The organism is Enterococcus sp. AZ163, from assembly GCF_050498925.1.
GTDB classification, from domain to species: Bacteria; Bacillota; Bacilli; order Lactobacillales; family Enterococcaceae; genus Enterococcus_A; species Enterococcus_A ferrettii.
This window is the reverse complement of record NZ_JBIPAO010000001.1, coordinates 2,227,629-2,241,980: the sequence shown is the minus strand read 5'-3', so window position 1 is coordinate 2,241,980 and position 14,352 is coordinate 2,227,629. Positions and strand designations below refer to the sequence as shown.

Sequence of the window (14,352 nt, the reverse complement as noted above, 5' to 3'; positions counted from 1 at the left end):
AAAAAGTAAATTCCCTATAGCGGACCGCATGAGAATTTAACAGTCTCATGCGGTTTTTTTGTGTTTTCTTCTATATTAGTCAAGCATTAGCTGTAAAAGAACTTGCCAATTCTATTAGATGAATTTATAGTGAAGAAAAAGATTGCAAAGGAGACAAAATGAAACTGGGAATAATTTACTATACACATGGCGGTCATACGCATGAAATGGCTGAATGTATTGCGGAAGGAATACAATCTAAAGATGTGGAAGTTCGTTTATTTTCACTTAACGAACAGTTGGATGAAAACTATTTAAATGAGTGTGCAGGTATCATCTTCGGTACTCCAACTTATGTAGCAACCTCCCATTGGCGGGTCATTGAATGGCTGACTAAAGACCGTACCATTAAGCTAGGTGGAAAGCTAGGTGGTTGTTTTGCCACTGCTCATTATGCCCAAGGCGGCAGCGATTCAGCTATCATGTCCTTAGTGGGAATTTTGGTGACTAAAGGAATGCTGGTCTATTCAGGTGGCTCAGCGTTAGGCAAACCCTTTATTCACCATGGACCCGTTGCACTAGATGCTGTTGGAAACCATTTTGAAGAATCCAAAGAATTGTTTAAAACTTTCGGGCAACGATTTGCTGATAAAGCGCTGGAATTATTTTAGTTAGCCAACAAAAAAATGAGATCAGAATACCTAGCTAGCATTTTGATCTCATTTACTTTTATTTTTTTGTTTGATTGCGTTTTGCTTCCTTAATAATTTTTAACGCCCTTTTGCGCGTTTTAATATTGGGACTTCTTAAACGTCGGTATGCACTAGATACATCTGATTTTTCCATAAAAATAGGCCTCCTTTCAAACTATATCCGTTGAATCTTATTGAATGCTTTGCCAATAGTCTTCTGATCCAAGTTTTTTCCAATTATAACTATTTCATTCACCTTATCTTTAGCCTTGCGATTTGTCGGATTAAACTGAATCACCTGATTCACTCCTTGAATCTCCGTCAAATAATCGTTTTCAGCTAATTGTACAAATCCTTTAATTCGAAAGATATTATCAGGATTATTCAGTAGCAACCAATCAATCCACCTTACTAAAAGTTTTTCAGGAATTTCGGCCTGCCCTTGTAATTTCAAGGCTTCAAAATTATGCCTCAACTCCTGATGATGGTGTTCCTTGTGAGCATGGTGTGCGTGCTCCTCCGTCTTATCTGATTGCAACTGTTGATGAAAACGAGCAATTCCTAAAACCTGTGCAGCAAGCAGCGACTCCTTCATTGACAGAGAAAACGTATGAAAATCAGTTAGTGGATTCATCGTTTCTATTTCCTGAACAACTTTAGGGATTTTTGAAGCATCGGTTTCTGATTTTTCCGAAATGAAGATCCGATCAGCAATTGCTAGCTGCTTAAGTGCCTCTGGATAGAGAAAATTTCGTTCGAATTGATCACTATCGACCACTGTAATTACACTGTCCAAATAGAAATGGGAGCAGATCCCCGGCGTTGCCACAATCGTTTGCATGATTGGTTGAGGATCAGAAATGCCACTGGTTTCAATGATAATCTGTTTAATCGGATAACCTTGATCAACAAACACCTCGAGAACAGCTGACAAGGCATTAATCAAATCCGTTCGCAAACTGCAGCAGATGCAGCCACCATTCATTTGAAAAATTCGTTCTTGGGAATGCAGCAGCAGTTCGTGATCAATCCCAGTCTCACCAAACTCATTTTCGATAATTACTATCTCTTCAGAAGCCAGATTAGTGCCTTTTAATACCTGATTGATCAAGGTCGTTTTCCCTGAACCTAAAAAACCAGAAATAATGGTGATTGGAATACCCATCTTGCTTCCTCCCACTCTAAACTATTTTGTTTCTCGAAAAATCGCCTTACGCCGTAGTTTAGGAGAGTACTTTTTCAGCTCCAGTCGTTCGGGAGTATTGCGTTTATTTTTGCTAGTCAGATACAAGCGTTCTCCAGTCTCTACACATTCCAAAATAATAGTTTGTCTCATATCTTTCTCCTTTTTATCGATCTGTTAAGTATTCTTTGAGCTGAAGTTCTTCATCATAATTAAAGATTTCCTCTGACAACTGTTGTAAAATCTGTTGCTTCAGACTAAGAGGAATTTCCCAGAAACCATTAATTTGCTGAAACTGATTAAGATCATACCGTTGAAATACTGGATAGAGTTTTAAAAAATTTTCAAGGCTGAGACCTTCTGCTTCATCAAAAACCTTGATCCAGCCTTGTTCAATTGCATAATCAGTCGGTTCCCCTGTTTCTGAAATCATCCTTTTTTTCACCATCGATCGATAAAATTCAGCCTTGCTGCCAACTTCCTGTTTTTGTCCCAGTAAATAGCTGAATCCTTCTTCAACTAACGGCGGGTAGATTATTTCCATCACGATCAGCTCCTAATCGATTACTTTCTTCCCTTTGTAGTACCCCTTCAACGAAACATGATGACTTCGGCGATATTCACCCATAGCTTCGTCAAAAGATATTTCAGGTCGAGAAACCTTTTGATGGGTTCGTCTTAATTTCTTCTTCGTCTTAGATGTTCTTCTTGCTGGTACTGCCATTCCAATTCCTCCTATTACCAACTAGCTTTTTTGACACCAGGAATCTTTCCTTGATGTGCTAGTCTTCTAAAATTAATCCGTGACATTCCAAATTTGCTCATATAAGCTCTAGGTCTGCCATCGACTAAATCACGATTTTTATAACGATTAGGGTTGGAATCCTTTGGTAACTTTGCTAAAGCCTGGTAATCACCAGCGGCCTTTAATTCTCGGCGAATCTCAGCATAACGATCGATCAATTCTCGCTGTTTGCGAGCTTTCGCAATTTTTGATTTTTTAGCCATTTAATCTTCCTTTCAGCATTACTATTTACGGCAGACAAAACGTAATGTTTACGATTTGATAAAATGAATTTACCACTAGTTAGAAAATGTGTCAAGGAAAAATAACATGAAATTTTGTTCAGATGAATGAAAAAGCATTTGTTAACCAAAAAATCACTAAAAAAACTGCACCTATTCTCGCTCTGGGTGCAGCCATGCTATCCTTATCAATTCTCACTTGTTGCCAAATCGCTTGAATAATTCAGTACGGACTGATAAACAGCCAGTAATTCCTTGCCAATGGACTCGATACTTCTCTTTTTAGCTGTCTGATAGCCATTTCTGGTTACATCTGGTGCTTGATTTCCAACAATTTGCTTAATTTTCCTTTTGAAACTCTTGTTATCGACTTCCATAAAACAATTCTTACCGCTTTCCAGCCACTCTTTATATACGGGAATATCTCGAACTAAAACATTCTGCTTACTAGCTAAAGCTTCTAATACTACAATTCCCTCAGTCTCTTCATAGGAAGGAAAAAAGAACAAATCAGCTGCAGAATAAGCGCCTTGAATAATATCTCCCTTGATATATCCAGGAAAAAGTACATTGCTAGGATGGTTGGTTTTCACTATTTTTCGGATTTCTTTAGGTATGCTGTACAATGGAACATATCCGAACCAGATAAATTTGTATTCCGGCATTTGTCGAGCAATTTCTACAAAGTCATAGATGCCTTTCCGTTTGAAATACAATCCCACACAAATGATCACTTTTTCGCCCGGTTTTAAGTCGAAGTACTGACGAAATTTTTGTTCCTTCTCACTATTCGGCTGATAATTCTTCATTTTGATTCCGTTAGAAACAACTTTAATTGGCATTTTGAGACCATAATTTTCTAAGAGCTCTTTAGAATAGTCAGTCGGTGTAATCAAGCAATCAGCCTTCGAATAAAGACGGACCAGATAATTTCTAAATAAAGGAGCCAATTGATTTGAACCAACAAACGAATTCCGAAAATCCTCCTCAGTAGAATGTGCATGATAAATTACCTTTTTCCCCAATCGCCGCGCCTTAGCAATCATGCGTTGGCTGTTGGGACCATAAGTATTGATATGAAGGATGTCATAATCTGTGCTGGCAGGATCTAACGTGTATTCAATGCCTACAGTAGAAAGAGCCTCCATTTGATGCTCTAACGCTCGACCAATACCAGATTTTGCTAAAACTTTTTTGCCTTCAAAATAGAGCAAAACTTTCAACCTGATCCCTCCTTCTTATGCTAAATTTATTTACTCGGTAATCAGTCTGTTTCTTCAATATACTTGTTGACGATCACCAATGAAGCTGCGATTGCTATAGCAACTAAAATAGTCAGATACAGGGCAAATGGAATCGTCGTCAAGACTCCTTGAAACAACTCTTGAATGTACAAGAAAGCCAGTACTAAAACCACGAATAGCAACGGCACCCATGCTTTAGAAATCTTAGAGGACCAACGCTGCCAGATTGCTTGAGTTGACAAGATAAAAAATTGCAAAAGAATATAAAAACCTAATAAACTTAAGCTATTCCATAAATCTCCCAAGTGCATAAAGTCAAAGTTAGGAACATTTAGACTATGAGATAAATCACTAAATGAGCTAGGCTGCAAATTACACCGTTAATTAGAGTAAAAAACACGAAATTACAAAGAGACAATAAAATATTTATTAAATACAGCTGACTGATCCTTAGAGGCAGTAAGCGAACTGTTCTTTTCGAAAAAAAGTTACCAAAGCGTGTTGTATCGCCAATTATGAATCCCCACGTCAGCAATCCGGCCACTAAAGGCAACACGCCAGGAGTATGGATATCTTTTGCTAAGTAAAAGTAGATACTTAAGCAGGTGTAGAAGAGACTCAGCACCGTACTTAATAAGTAAAGCTTTCTGGTATTATGGTCATTTAAAAGTGCTAGCCATTTCATTGTGTTAACGCCTCCCGATAAAGATTTTCCAAACCAATTCCTCTAGTTTCCCGAAGTAGTTCCATATCTTGATGCTGGATAATCTGGCGATTTTTCAAAATCATCACTTCATCAACAATATTTTCGATTTCAGTCATTTGATGCGTGGTAAGTAAAATCAAACTTTTTTCATCAAACCAACGAATTAAGGATTGAATTATTTTCTCTCTAGTCAACAAATCAATCCCACTCAGAGGTTCGTCCAAAAGATAGATTTCAGTCTTTCTAGCTAAGGTAGCGACTAAAGCCGCTTTCTCCAATTGACCACGGGATAGAGTTTTTAATTTAGATTGAGGGTTTATTTCCATGAAGTTCAATAATTCTTCAGCTCGTTCTGAGGAATAATCTGCATAAAAACGTCGATAAAAATCTAAAACCTTGCTAATGGTAAAGTCCTTAGGAAAATCATTTAAATTAACAATATAGGACACCTTGGATTTAGTTTCATCTCCGATAATTGTTCCATCAATACTCATCTGGCCTTTCCAATTAAGCGCCAACCCCGAAAGAAGTCGCATGATGGTCGTTTTTCCTGAGCCATTCTCACCTAACAGGGCTACGATCCTGCCTTTCCCTAATGAAAAATTCAAATCAGAAAATATTTCATGACTGTTTTTTCTATAATGTACGTTTTTTACTTCTATAAAACTCATTCCTGATCCTCCTCAATAAAGTGCTGCAGTTTTTCTAAGGCTTCTGTTGTGGAAAACCCCAAATGCTTCATATTACTCAAATAATCGTTCATCACTTGAGCAACCTTCTCTTGATTTAAATTTTCCAAAACTGTTTGATTTGAAGTTACGAACCGTCCTTTGCCTCGTTCCGAGTAAAGAATATTCATCCGTTCCAGCTCCTGCAGCGAGCGTTGGACAGTATTGGGATTCGTTGATAATTGGACCGCCATTTCTCGGACTGCTGATATTTTTTCACCTGGTTTAAGCTTGCCAGCAATAATTTGTTGGATGATTTCATCCATAATTTGCAAATAGATTGGTCGATCTTCCGCGAAGTTCATCTGATGCCTCCAATAGTGTACTAATACAATAGTACACTACAAAACAAAATTGTCAATAGTATGGCAGTGGAATTGTTGTACACAAAAAAACTGACTCTTCAATCAAAAGTCAGGTGGGTAAGTTCTATCAAAGTATTAGGGAGCTTCTGGATCAAGCAGCTTTTTTATAGTAAATCGACGTTTTTACTTTCGATTGATTGTTGTACATGTTGATGACAATTACCGCAACAATGATCATCATCAATAATGAAATTATCCCAGTCTCGCCTACTAGATAAGGACTCAGCGGACCTCCAAAAGATTGATCTAACAGCAGCTGACTGACAAAATTATCTAAAAAATGTAAAAAGACTGCTGGCCAAACACTTTTCGATTTCAAAATAAGGTAAAACATTGTATAGGACACAACAACCATTTGTAAAACATAAATTGGAACTTGATATCCTAACGAAATCGTTGATACATAGCCACTTAAAATTATCGGCGCATGCCATAATGCCCAGACAAATCCACTAATCAATGCACCCTTCTAAAAGCCATATAGTTCATTTAACTTAGGTACCATGTACCCTCGCCAGCCAAGTTCTTCTCCTAACGCAGTAACAAAATAAATTACCAGCATTATAAACAGCATCATTGGATTTTTGACCAACTCAAGTGGCATATTTGCCACAATGACATCTCTTCCATATATCAAGAAATAGATACCATATGAAATACCCCAACACAAGAAAGTCAGCAAAAATGTAATGGCGATATACTTTAGATGTGTTCGATTGATATGCAGTGCATTTTCTTTACGATGGTAAATCAAACTAGTAACAATCGCTGCAATTCCCGGACACCACATAAGAAGATAACTAAATTCCAGTATTTGTTTAGCAATTATTAAATAGTAAAAGATGAAGCTAATTGAAAAACATAAGATGAGAAATGTAAGTAAAGATTTTTTAGTTTTTGACATTCAAGTATCCACCCTTCAGTTATTATTTGGCTTTACTATACGTAAAAGTACCTTGAATGAACCTTGAATGGTTAGAACTTCTGAATAAGATGATTCGATAGTCAGCATGCGTTTTAAAGTTCTCGGTGGTAGCGAACAAAAAAAGGCTAAATCCTTTTTTGAGGATTTAGCCATAAGGTCTTATTTCTATTCTTCTTCTTCAGCCATGAACGTGTTGAAGACTTCTTCAATCATGTCCCATTCAGCATCCGTTTCAATTTGCAGCAATTCACCTTCGCTGCCATCTTCGTTTTCTACGTATGCGTAAGCTTGCAATTCAACATCTTCGTCCTCTGGGGCACCCGCAGGATAAAGCAATACATAATTACGGTTAAATTCTTCTTGTCCGTCAATTGTTAGTAAGATTTCATACAGGGTTTCATTTCCTTCATCATCCACCAATGTAATCATTTCATGTTCGTGATCGTGATCATGGTCATGAGTGTGTTCGTGTGCCATTTACTTTCCTCTTTTCTAAAATTTATTGCTGGTTCGATCGAGATAATTTTGTAAAATCATCACTGCAGCAACTTTATCAATCACTTTTTTTCGTTTGGAACGTGATGCATCAGCTTGCTCGACCAACATACGTTCAGCTTGAACGGTCGTTAAGCGCTCATCTTGATACTCAACAGGCAGATCAAAAAGTTCTTTGATCTTTTCGCCATATTCCATCGAAGCCTCAGCACGAGGTCCGATGGAATTATTCATATTTTTGGGCAGGCCCACTACAAATCGGTCAACGTTGTATTCCTTAACCAATTCCTTTAATCGTTCAAAACCGAATTCACCTTTGTGTTCGTTAATTCGGATGATCTCAATTCCTTGTGCGGTCCATCCAAATGGGTCGCTTACTGCAACACCCACCGTTTTGGAACCAACGTCTAATCCCATGATTCTCATGGAAGATCGATACCGTGGTTAGATAGATAGTATTTCACTAATACTTCCATCACTTCATCACGCTCGTGACGGCGAATCAGGTTACGCGCATCTTGGTAACGTGGAATATACGCCGGATCTCCTGATAATAAATACCCAACGATTTGGTTGATTGGGTTGTATCCTTTTTCTGCTAAAGCATTATAGACGATCGTTAACGTCTCGCTGATTTCTTTCTTGCGATTGTCATCAAAATCAAAACGGACTGTTTCATCTGTATATCCCATAAAGCTACACCTCTTTCTCAAAGTTTTCACACTTACCATTTTACTAAAAGAAGCACCAACTTACAAATATTGAATTCATTTATCCCGGACTTTCCACCTTTTTCTTCAGGATTCCATTAAAACCTGCTTGATAAGCTAAGCTTTTGGCTCAAACATGACTGAATGAATAAATTTTTTTAACAACTATTTTAGAAAAAGATTTTCCGGTCTTTATCCATTCTTTTCTGCTATGAGAAGGTTCACATAAGTCTATTCAGTTGGCAAAATTGATGATAGAATTTACTCATAATCAACGGAAAGAAGGAAAAATGATGAAAAAGCTGGGGAGTGTTTGTTTCGTATTAGTGATTACTTTTTTGCTCGCAGGCTGTAGCAGTAAAGTGACTGTAGAAGATTTAAAAGCACATGACTGGCAATTGGATATCAAAAAGAATGATGAGTCCATCAATTACTTGGCTACTTTCAGCAACGAGGTAATGACACTGTCCTTTGATACTTCGGATATGGAGTCTGAATCCTCCAACGAGTGGGAAAAAATGGGGGAAGATTTCGGGAAGCAGTTGTTAGAAAACATGAAATTTAAAGTTCAATACTCCTTAAAAGGTAACAGTATCCACCTTAAAAACAAGGACCTTGACCTAGATAATGATTATACCATTAAAAAGGACAATAAAAATTTAGTGCTGACTCCTGAAAAAACGGGGGAAAAACTTATTTTGAAACCCTATAAAAAAACTAAAAGCAGCTCAAAGACAACTGACACTACCACAACAACGACTAAAACTTCCAGTTCGACTTCTTCCAGCAATTTAGAGTCGTCTTCTACTGAAAATACTTATCAACAGTCAATTGATGAACAAAATGCTTCCTTAGAAGCCTTCCTTAGTGAACAGCAAGCCTCTCAAGAAGCGGAAGCTTCACGAGAATACGCTGAAGCTAGAGCCTCAATTGATGCTGACAATGCTAGTTGGGAGGCAGAGTCTCAGCGCCGAGCGGCGGAACAACAGGCTTCAGCTGATGCTGAAAACGCTCGTTACGCAGCTGAAGAGGAAGCCGAACGTTTACGGATGCAAGCCGAAGTAGATGCGCAGAATGCTTCGATCGATGCTGAGAATGCCCGTCAAGCTGAATGATAAGCCGTTACTTATATGTTTAAACTTCTTGAACAACAAAAAGCAGCGGACTCGTGCCACTGCTTTTTGCCTGTTCTTTAATTGGTAAATTCTTCGACTAGTGAAAGTAATATTTCCAGCATTTGATGTAAATCTGCTTCAGCAATACTTTCATCTGTCGAATGAATATTTTTCATATTTGTCGACAGGTTGACAGCATTTATTCCCCTCATGCGATACACATTGGTATTGCTTCCGCCGCCACAGGCCGCTCCTTGATAGCTGACACCTTGTTTTTTACAGGCCTTTTGAAAAGATACAATTAATAAGGCATTTTGATCATCGATGGCATAGCCTGGTGTTCCATAACTTAGTGTCTCTTCAAAAATAGCTCCGTTGGCCTGACAAACTGTTTGGAATTCAGTTTTCACCTGCTCGATCAATTTTTCTAATTTTACCCGATCAAAACTGCGAGCCTCAAATTGCATTTCGACCTCACCCATCACTACATTTGTGGCACTGCCGCCTTGTACGACTCCGATATTACAGGTCGTTTCTTCATCGACTCTTCCCATCGGCAGTTGGGTGATCGCTTTTGCAGCAACCGTTAAAGCATTAATCCCTTTTTCTGGGCAAACACCGGCATGGGCTTTTTTTCCAACAACTCGCAGAGTTCCTTTACAGCCATGGGGTTGTTTTGACTACTTTGGAAACGAAAAAAAAAGACCTAGTGAAGAGGGATTCTTCACTAGGTCTTTCCGTAAGTTAGGGATTAATATAATTCTAGGTACTGCTCACGTTCCCACTCAGACACCGTTTGACGGAACGCTGCCCATTCAATCTTCTTCGCTTCCGAGAAGTTGTTGTAGATGTGTGAACCTAAAGCATCCATCATTACTTGGTTTTCACGCAAAGCTTTAATTGCATTGTGGATAGTTGAAGGTAAATCAAGGATTTGTGCTTCTTTACGTTCTTCTTCTGTCATTACATAAATGTTGCGATCAACAGCTGCTGGCGGTGTTAACTTGTTGCGGATACCGTCTAAACCGGCTTCCAATAATACTGCCATTGTCATATAAGGATTTGCAGCTGGGTCAACAGAACGCAATTCTAACCGAGTAGAAAGTCCGCGAGATTCAGGTACACGAATCAACGGTGAACGGTTACGACCGCTCCATGCTACGTATACAGGTGCTTCAAATCCTGGTACTAATCGCTTGTAAGAGTTAACAATTGGGTTACATACTGCTGTGTAAGCACGAGCGTGTTTCAATAGACCAGCTAAAAACTGGTAAGCAATGTCGCTTAATTGCATTGGACCATCTTCATCATAAAAGACATTGCCTTCGTCGTTAAACAATGACATGTTGCAATGCATACCTGAACCATTGATTCCGTATAAAGGTTTTGGCATGAAGGTTGCGTGCAGACCATGTTTGCGTGCAATTGTTTTAACAACCAGCTTGAAGGTTTGGATATTGTCACAAGCTTCGATTGCATCGGCATATTTAAAATCAATTTCGTGTTGACCAGGAGCCACCTCGTGGTGAGAGGCTTCTACTTCAAAGCCTAGGCTTTCTAATTCTAACACGATATCGCGTCGGCAGTTTTCGCCAAGGTCAGTCGGAGCAAAATCGAAGTATCCGCCTTTATCATTCAAGTCTAATGTAGGATCGCCACATTCATCTAATTTAAATAAGAAGAATTCAGGTTCTGGTCCTAAGTTGAAAGAGGTAAAGCCAAATTCATCCATGCCAGCCAATACACGTTTTAGGTTTCCGCGAGGATCTCCTGCAAATGGTGAACCGTCTGGATTGTAGATGTCACAGATCAAACGTCCAACCTTGCCGTGTTCGCTTTCCCATGGGAAGATCATCCAAGTAGTCAAGTCTGGATATAGATACATATCACTTTCTTCGATCCGAACGAATCCTTCAATAGAAGAACCGTCAAACATCATTTTGTTGCTTAACACTTTTTCTAATTGACTTACTGGTACTTCCACGTTTTTAATTGTTCCTAAAATATCGGTGAACATTAAACGTAAAAAGCGGACGTTCTCTTCCTCAACGATTTTTTTAATGTCCTCAACTGATAAATCTCTCTTTGGCATAGTATCCCTTCCTTACGCTTCATTTTTTTATTATTCCACAACCACTAAAGCTTTGGCCCTTGCGATTGATATGGATGTTGTTGACTTAACCCGCTTTGGGTCAGCATTTCATCATAGAAGATTCGACGAACATCTTTGTCGGTCAACGGCGGCTTTTCTCTGGCCGCTTTTTCTTCGTCCTGGCGCATTTGATACACTCGTTTAATTCCAGCCATATTCAGACCGTCTGATAAATAATCCTTAATTTCCAGAAGCACATCAATGTCATTCAGAGAATACATTCTGCGGTTGCCTTCGCTCCGCTCTGGATGGATTAATTCTTGTTCTTCGTAATAACGGATCTGCCTAGCAGTTAAATCAGTTAATTTCATAACTGTACCAATTGGAAAAACAGCTAATGAACGACGCAATTCTTTCTCCCGCATCAAATATCCTCCTTGTTTCTTAATGTTGAAAATAGGATACCAAGCATTAGACCAGTTGTCAACCGCAAATGTTAGATTTTCTTACATAGACGCAAATAATTTTCTAACATGACTCTTTGAACGACATAAAAATAGACATCTCCCGATAGGAAACGCCTGTTTTTCAGTAAATTTTATTCAGCCTTAGACTGATGATAAACATCATTCACTGCATTTGAAACGGCTACCTTCACATGCTCAAAAGTTAAACCGCCCTGCAGGTAAAGAGAATACGGTTCACGTAAAGGCCCATCCGCACTTAATTCAATGCTGGCACCTTGAACAAAAGTTCCAGCTGCCATAATAATATCATCCTCATAGCCCGCCATGTAAGAAGGAATCGGCGCTACATAAGCATCAATCGGTGAGAATTTTTGAATAGACTGACAAAAGCGAATCATGGCATCTCGCTCCTTTAACTCTACCAATTGAATTAAATCGGTGCGGGGATCGTCCCACTTAGGGGTGGATTCAATTTGATATTCTGCTAACAGTGCTGAAGAAAAGATCGCTCCTTGAATCGCTTGACCAACTACGTGAGGGGCTAAGAAAAACCCTTGCAGCATATCATAAACATTGCCTAGCATCGCTCCACCTTCCGCACCAACTCCTGGCGTAGTTAAGCGATAAGCACAACGTTCAACGATCTCTTTTTTACCGGCAAGGTAGCCGCCGGTTTTAGCAATACCACCGCCAGGATTCTTAATCAAGGAACCAGCCATCAAGTCAGCCCCAACTTGAGTTGGTTCCAGCAATTCCGCAAACTCCCCATAACAATTATCGACAAAAATAACTGCTTCAGGTGCGACTGTTTTAACAAAGTCGCACATCTCTTTGATCTTATTGATCGTAAAAGAAGGACGAGCGGCATAGCCGCGCGAACGCTGAATCGCTATCACTTTAGTATTCTCAGTTAATTTTTGCTTCACGCCCTCAAAATCCACTGATCCATCTTCTAATAAGGCAACTTCATCATAGCCAATTTGATACTCTTTCATTGAGCCAATCCCATTGCCTTGGGTTCCAATAACTTCCAGCAATGTGTCGTAAGGTGTCCCAGTAATATAAAGCAGATCATCTCCAGGACGCAAAACACCAAACAAAGCAGTCGAAATAGCATGAGTTCCCGAAACAAGCTGAGGACGTACTAATGCCGCTTCAGCACCAAAAGTTTGGGCATAAATTGCTTCTAACGTATCCCGACCTAAATCGTCATTGCCATAACCGGTTGATGGCAAAAAATGACTTTCTGACACGTGCTGTTCCCGAAAGGCGGCTAAAACCTTTGCTTGATTGGAGAGCGCCGTTTCTCTCACTTTTTTTAAAGCCGGTTCAATTTTTTGATCAACTTTATCAATTGTTTTTACTAACTCAGGGGCTAAATTAGCCGTCCAACTCATCATCCATTCTCCTTATCCAAACGGAACTCCGCTTCGCAAAGCCACGAACTTGATAAACTTCTTTTTCTTCTTCAAATGTTTCACTCAATACTAAGCTTTCTCGTCGAACTGCATTTAGAGACTGCCCATCTTCGGCCTTAATTGTTAATAAATAAGGTTCCAGCAGTTCCATGATTTCTTTTTTGATTGCTTCAGCCAAGACTTCTTTACCTTTACTGGACTTAGCCGAAATCAAAGTATTAGGAAACAAGGTTGGCGTAAAACTAAAAGGATCAATCCGGTCGGCTTTATTGTAAATGGTTAAAATTGGGATATCATCCATTTCCAAATCCTTCAGCAAAGTCATAACTGTTTGCTCTTGCTGCAGGCGGTCCTCTGAACTAGCATCCACTACGTGCAGCAGCAAGTCCATTCCCTTACTCTCTTCAAGAGTAGAGTGAAAGGCGTCAATCAATTGCGTTGGCAAATCTTGAATGAAGCCAACAGTATCAGTAATGGTAGTTTGCATTCCTTGCGGCAATTGCCATTTCTTAGTCAACGGATCAAGGGTCGCAAATAACTGATCCTTAGAGTACGTTTCCGCATTGGTCAATAAATTTAAGATCGTCGACTTGCCAGCATTGGTGTACCCTATCAAGCCCATTTGAAAAACATTTGACTGTTGCCGCTTTTGGCGACTGCGTTCACGATGAGCTTCGACATTCTTCAATTCTTTTTTGATTGCAGAAATACGGTTACGAATATGACGACGGTCCGTTTCCAGCTTGGTTTCCCCAGGACCCCTTGTTCCAATCCCTCCGCCAAGTCGTGACAAACTATGGCCCTGTCCCATAAGACGAGGCAGCAGGTAGCTTAACTGAGCCAGCTCTACCTGCAGCTTGCCCTCTTTGGAACGCGCTCGCTGCGCAAAAATATCCAAAATCAGTTGAATCCGGTCAATTACTGGCACACCAACAATGTCTTCTACGGTTTGACTTTGTCTGGGGGTCATCGCATGGTTGAAAATAACCAGCTCAGCTTCGTGGGCATCCACTAATTGAGTCAGCTCTTCTACTTTCCCCTTACCAATGATTGTTTGACGATCTACTCTGGGACGTTTTTGCGTCATAGAAAAAACAATCTCTCCATGAGCGGTCTTGGTCAACCCAGCTAATTCCTGCATGGATTCCAGATAATTCTGTTTATTTTCTTCTGTTTCTACTCCGACAAGAATAACTCTCTCTGACAT

General features: G+C 39.5%; 21 protein-coding genes and 1 pseudogene. 2 read left to right on the top strand and 20 right to left on the bottom strand.

Annotation, left to right across the window (positions count from 1 at the left end):
* Window positions 1-158 precede the first annotated feature (158 nt).
* Entirely contained in the window at window positions 159-650 is a 492-nt protein-coding gene (locus IGI46_RS10605) for a flavodoxin family protein (RefSeq protein ID WP_207703411.1), read from the top strand.
* 58 nt (window positions 651-708) lie between these two features.
* Here the strand turns inward: IGI46_RS10605 and IGI46_RS10600 are convergent, their stop codons facing one another.
* From IGI46_RS10600 to IGI46_RS10530, 15 genes and pseudogenes are all read right to left on the bottom strand, one after another.
* Window positions 709-825 carry a putative metal homeostasis protein gene (locus tag IGI46_RS10600; protein WP_207703410.1) on the bottom strand — a complete coding sequence of 39 codons (117 nt, stop codon included), beginning with the start codon at window positions 823-825 and terminating at the stop codon, window positions 709-711.
* 21 nt (window positions 826-846) lie between these two features.
* Window positions 847-1,836: a CobW family GTP-binding protein gene (locus IGI46_RS10595; RefSeq protein ID WP_207703409.1), complete on the bottom strand. Its 990-nt coding sequence runs from the start codon at window positions 1,834-1,836 to the stop codon at window positions 847-849.
* Between the two features lie 21 nt (window positions 1,837-1,857).
* Entirely contained in the window at window positions 1,858-2,007 is a 150-nt protein-coding gene (gene rpmG, locus IGI46_RS10590; protein WP_207703408.1) for a 50S ribosomal protein L33, read from the bottom strand.
* A gap of 13 nt (window positions 2,008-2,020) precedes the next feature.
* Window positions 2,021-2,398 carry a hypothetical protein gene (locus IGI46_RS10585; protein ID WP_207703407.1) on the bottom strand — a complete coding sequence of 126 codons (378 nt, stop codon included), beginning with the start codon at window positions 2,396-2,398 and terminating at the stop codon, window positions 2,021-2,023.
* A 12-nt stretch (window positions 2,399-2,410) separates the two neighbouring features.
* Window positions 2,411-2,578 carry a 50S ribosomal protein L32 gene (gene rpmF / locus IGI46_RS10580; RefSeq protein WP_207703406.1) on the bottom strand — a complete coding sequence of 56 codons (168 nt, stop codon included), beginning with the start codon at window positions 2,576-2,578 and terminating at the stop codon, window positions 2,411-2,413.
* Window positions 2,579-2,592: 14 nt separating this feature from the next.
* Window positions 2,593-2,862 carry a 30S ribosomal protein S14 gene (gene rpsN / locus IGI46_RS10575; RefSeq protein ID WP_207703405.1) on the bottom strand — a complete coding sequence of 90 codons (270 nt, stop codon included), beginning with the start codon at window positions 2,860-2,862 and terminating at the stop codon, window positions 2,593-2,595.
* 206 nt (window positions 2,863-3,068) lie between these two features.
* Window positions 3,069-4,103, bottom strand: a complete 1,035-nt coding sequence (locus tag IGI46_RS10570; RefSeq protein WP_207703404.1) for a glycosyltransferase — start codon at window positions 4,101-4,103, stop codon at window positions 3,069-3,071.
* 41 nt (window positions 4,104-4,144) lie between these two features.
* On the bottom strand, window positions 4,145-4,366 hold the full coding sequence (locus tag IGI46_RS10565; RefSeq protein WP_429973418.1) for a hypothetical protein: 222 nt from the start codon (window positions 4,364-4,366) through the stop codon (window positions 4,145-4,147).
* Between the two features lie 89 nt (window positions 4,367-4,455).
* On the bottom strand, window positions 4,456-4,809 hold the full coding sequence (locus IGI46_RS10560; RefSeq protein WP_207703402.1) for a hypothetical protein: 354 nt from the start codon (window positions 4,807-4,809) through the stop codon (window positions 4,456-4,458).
* Window positions 4,806-5,501 carry an ATP-binding cassette domain-containing protein gene (locus tag IGI46_RS10555; protein WP_429963149.1) on the bottom strand — a complete coding sequence of 232 codons (696 nt, stop codon included), beginning with the start codon at window positions 5,499-5,501 and terminating at the stop codon, window positions 4,806-4,808. The genes IGI46_RS10560 and IGI46_RS10555 overlap by 4 nt, the downstream gene beginning before the upstream one ends.
* Complete coding sequence (locus IGI46_RS10550; protein WP_207703400.1) at window positions 5,498-5,863, bottom strand: GntR family transcriptional regulator; 366 nt, start codon at window positions 5,861-5,863, stop codon at window positions 5,498-5,500. Before IGI46_RS10550 ends, IGI46_RS10555 begins: the two co-directional genes overlap by 4 nt.
* 151 nt (window positions 5,864-6,014) lie before the next feature.
* Window positions 6,015-6,713: pseudogene (locus IGI46_RS10545) on the bottom strand (CPBP family intramembrane glutamic endopeptidase).
* Window positions 6,714-7,013: 300 nt separating this feature from the next.
* A complete protein-coding gene (locus IGI46_RS10540; RefSeq protein ID WP_207703397.1) occupies window positions 7,014-7,325 on the bottom strand; it encodes a DUF1292 domain-containing protein in 312 nt (103 codons plus the stop codon).
* A gap of 15 nt (window positions 7,326-7,340) precedes the next feature.
* Complete coding sequence (gene ruvX / locus IGI46_RS10535; protein WP_207703396.1) at window positions 7,341-7,769, bottom strand: Holliday junction resolvase RuvX; 429 nt, start codon at window positions 7,767-7,769, stop codon at window positions 7,341-7,343.
* Window positions 7,766-8,035: an IreB family regulatory phosphoprotein gene (locus IGI46_RS10530; protein ID WP_010755917.1), complete on the bottom strand. Its 270-nt coding sequence runs from the start codon at window positions 8,033-8,035 to the stop codon at window positions 7,766-7,768. Before IGI46_RS10530 ends, ruvX begins: the two co-directional genes overlap by 4 nt.
* A 257-nt stretch (window positions 8,036-8,292) precedes the next feature.
* Here IGI46_RS10530 and IGI46_RS10525 point away from each other — a divergent pair, with 257 nt between their 5' ends.
* Window positions 8,293-9,168: a LysM peptidoglycan-binding domain-containing protein gene (locus tag IGI46_RS10525; protein WP_429973417.1), complete on the top strand. Its 876-nt coding sequence runs from the start codon at window positions 8,293-8,295 to the stop codon at window positions 9,166-9,168.
* 77 nt (window positions 9,169-9,245) lie between these two features.
* Here the strand turns inward: IGI46_RS10525 and IGI46_RS10520 are convergent, their stop codons facing one another.
* From IGI46_RS10520 to hflX, 5 genes are all read right to left on the bottom strand, one after another.
* A complete protein-coding gene (locus tag IGI46_RS10520; protein ID WP_429973965.1) occupies window positions 9,246-9,818 on the bottom strand; it encodes a peptidase dimerization domain-containing protein in 573 nt (190 codons plus the stop codon).
* 101 nt (window positions 9,819-9,919) lie between these two features.
* Window positions 9,920-11,260: a type I glutamate--ammonia ligase gene (gene glnA, locus IGI46_RS10515; RefSeq protein WP_207703393.1), complete on the bottom strand. Its 1,341-nt coding sequence runs from the start codon at window positions 11,258-11,260 to the stop codon at window positions 9,920-9,922.
* A 44-nt stretch (window positions 11,261-11,304) separates the two neighbouring features.
* Window positions 11,305-11,685 (bottom strand): MerR family transcriptional regulator, encoded by a 381-nt coding sequence (locus tag IGI46_RS10510; protein WP_010755909.1) that lies wholly within the window; start codon window positions 11,683-11,685, stop codon window positions 11,305-11,307.
* Between the two features lie 173 nt (window positions 11,686-11,858).
* Window positions 11,859-13,124 (bottom strand): aminotransferase class I/II-fold pyridoxal phosphate-dependent enzyme, encoded by a 1,266-nt coding sequence (locus tag IGI46_RS10505; protein WP_429973416.1) that lies wholly within the window; start codon window positions 13,122-13,124, stop codon window positions 11,859-11,861.
* Window positions 13,108-14,352: a GTPase HflX gene (gene hflX, locus IGI46_RS10500; RefSeq protein ID WP_429973415.1), complete on the bottom strand. Its 1,245-nt coding sequence runs from the start codon at window positions 14,350-14,352 to the stop codon at window positions 13,108-13,110. The genes IGI46_RS10505 and hflX overlap by 17 nt, the downstream gene beginning before the upstream one ends.

What these genes read in the sequence shown, in the direction of transcription:
- IGI46_RS10605 (WP_207703411.1), top strand. Translation starts at nt 159, where the DNA reads ATGAAACTGGGAATAATTTACTATACACATGGCGGTCATACGCATGAA.
- IGI46_RS10600 (WP_207703410.1), bottom strand. Translation starts at nt 825, where the DNA reads ATGGAAAAATCAGATGTATCTAGTGCATACCGACGTTTAAGAAGTCCC.
- IGI46_RS10595 (WP_207703409.1), bottom strand. Translation starts at nt 1,836, where the DNA reads ATGGGTATTCCAATCACCATTATTTCTGGTTTTTTAGGTTCAGGGAAA.
- rpmG (WP_207703408.1), bottom strand. Translation starts at nt 2,007, where the DNA reads ATGAGACAAACTATTATTTTGGAATGTGTAGAGACTGGAGAACGCTTG.
- IGI46_RS10585 (WP_207703407.1), bottom strand. Translation starts at nt 2,398, where the DNA reads ATGGAAATAATCTACCCGCCGTTAGTTGAAGAAGGATTCAGCTATTTA.
- rpmF (WP_207703406.1), bottom strand. Translation starts at nt 2,578, where the DNA reads ATGGCAGTACCAGCAAGAAGAACATCTAAGACGAAGAAGAAATTAAGA.
- rpsN (WP_207703405.1), bottom strand. Translation starts at nt 2,862, where the DNA reads ATGGCTAAAAAATCAAAAATTGCGAAAGCTCGCAAACAGCGAGAATTG.
- IGI46_RS10560 (WP_207703402.1), bottom strand. Translation starts at nt 4,809, where the DNA reads ATGAAATGGCTAGCACTTTTAAATGACCATAATACCAGAAAGCTTTAC.
- IGI46_RS10555 (WP_429963149.1), bottom strand. Translation starts at nt 5,501, where the DNA reads ATGAGTTTTATAGAAGTAAAAAACGTACATTATAGAAAAAACAGTCAT.
- IGI46_RS10550 (WP_207703400.1), bottom strand. Translation starts at nt 5,863, where the DNA reads ATGAACTTCGCGGAAGATCGACCAATCTATTTGCAAATTATGGATGAA.
- IGI46_RS10540 (WP_207703397.1), bottom strand. Translation starts at nt 7,325, where the DNA reads ATGGCACACGAACACACTCATGACCATGATCACGATCACGAACATGAA.
- ruvX (WP_207703396.1), bottom strand. Translation starts at nt 7,769, where the DNA reads ATGAGAATCATGGGATTAGACGTTGGTTCCAAAACGGTGGGTGTTGCA.
- IGI46_RS10530 (WP_010755917.1), bottom strand. Translation starts at nt 8,035, where the DNA reads ATGGGATATACAGATGAAACAGTCCGTTTTGATTTTGATGACAATCGC.
- glnA (WP_207703393.1), bottom strand. Translation starts at nt 11,260, where the DNA reads ATGCCAAAGAGAGATTTATCAGTTGAGGACATTAAAAAAATCGTTGAG.
- IGI46_RS10510 (WP_010755909.1), bottom strand. Translation starts at nt 11,685, where the DNA reads ATGCGGGAGAAAGAATTGCGTCGTTCATTAGCTGTTTTTCCAATTGGT.
- IGI46_RS10505 (WP_429973416.1), bottom strand. Translation starts at nt 13,124, where the DNA reads ATGAGTTGGACGGCTAATTTAGCCCCTGAGTTAGTAAAAACAATTGAT.
- hflX (WP_429973415.1), bottom strand. Translation starts at nt 14,352, where the DNA reads ATGTCAGAGAGAGTTATTCTTGTCGGAGTAGAAACAGAAGAAAATAAA.